This window comes from Klebsiella sp. MBT K-1 (assembly GCF_002556465.1).
In the GTDB taxonomy this organism is placed as follows: Bacteria; Pseudomonadota; Gammaproteobacteria; order Enterobacterales; family Enterobacteriaceae; genus Klebsiella; species Klebsiella grimontii.
In genome coordinates this window covers 1-1,278 of sequence record NZ_PDEL01000042.1, presented here as the reverse complement: position 1 = coordinate 1,278, position 1,278 = coordinate 1, and the positions used below count along the sequence as shown (strand labels likewise).

Sequence of the window (1,278 nt, the reverse complement as noted above, 5' to 3'; positions counted from 1 at the left end):
ACTCTTTTCACCACTGTCATCTTCTCCGGCTCCCGGATGACAGGCACAACAACGACAGCGACATCCCGCGCTGTCGTTTCATCCGGCACGCTTTCTTACGCTATCAACAGCTCATGCTGTGACGCATCGAACGCCTTTCCTGACTTCAGTACACCGTACGCCACCTGCGCCAGCTTTCGCATCATCGCCCCTATGATGACTTTCGCACGCTTACCATTCCCTTCCAGCCTTTTCCTGAACGCTTTTCCCCACGCCGTATGGTACAGCGCCGATAACGCTGGCATGTATAGCGCTTTGCGCAGATGAACCGGTCCCGCCTTGCTCATCCGGCTCGCCCGCATCACGCTGCTGCCTGACTCATGCTGCACCGGCGTCAGTCCTGCATACGCCGCGAACTGCCGCCCTGTACCGAACTTCAGCTTCAGGCCCGTATACGCCAGCAGAACCGCCGCCGTTTTCTCTCCGATGCCCGGGATACTGTTCAGCAGCTTCCGCCGTTGTTTCATATCCGGGTCATTATCCGTCAGGTCTTTTATCTGTTTTTCGATACGCGCCAGCTCCGCGCTCAGACACCCCAGCAGGATATCAATGCTGGTCAGCTGAACTTCCGGCGCGGTTTCCCGCCGGTTTTTCTCCTGTGTCTGCATCTCTGTCAGCGCCTGATGGCGTAACACCAGGGCTTTCAGTGCCCGCTCTGTCGGATGGGGGGCCTCCCAGGCTGGCGGGCGTTTTTCCCGGCAGAAGTGAGCCAGCATACGGGCGTCCACTTTGTCGGTTTTACTGCGCAACCCCTCACTCTGTGCGAAAGCTTTACTGAGGGCGGGGTTGATGACGGACACGGTATACCCGGCATCACTCAGATGCGCGGCCGCGTCTTCCATGTAGGTGCTGGTGGATTCCATGCAGACATGGGCACGGTTCACATCATGGCCGCGAAGCCAGCGGACCAGCGCTTCGTGCCCGGAGAGGGTATTGTCAAATTTTTTACAACGATGCCGGCCATCAGGGCGAAGAATATCGACATCCAGTTTAGCTTTGGCGACATCAATACCGATGAAGTGGAGTTCATTTTCCATAGTGAAACCAACCTTGCGAATACGGGTTACCGGTGAAAGCCGGTCCATGATACTGTCCGGTTTATCACATGAGAAAGAACGGCGGTCCGGTGCAAAGGATCTACGGAACAGGCGCGAAAGCCTAAGCCCGGACACGGCATCCGGACCGCCATCAGAGAGAACTGGCCGGTTCTTTCTGACGGGTTAATCATACAAGCCCGGA

General features: G+C 56.9%; 1 protein-coding gene. It reads right to left on the bottom strand.

The window, feature by feature from the left end; genetic code table 11:
* Window positions 1–95: 95 nt before the first annotated feature.
* Window positions 96–1,076 carry an IS110 family transposase gene (locus tag CMQ96_RS28185; protein ID WP_049130515.1) on the bottom strand — a complete coding sequence of 327 codons (981 nt, stop codon included), beginning with the start codon at window positions 1,074–1,076 and terminating at the stop codon, window positions 96–98.
* Between the last annotated feature and the right edge of the window lie 202 nt (window positions 1,077–1,278).

Coding starts and splice junctions, on each gene's coding strand:
- CMQ96_RS28185 (WP_049130515.1), bottom strand. CDS start 1,076: ATGGAAAATGAACTCCACTTCATCGGTATTGATGTCGCCAAAGCTAAA.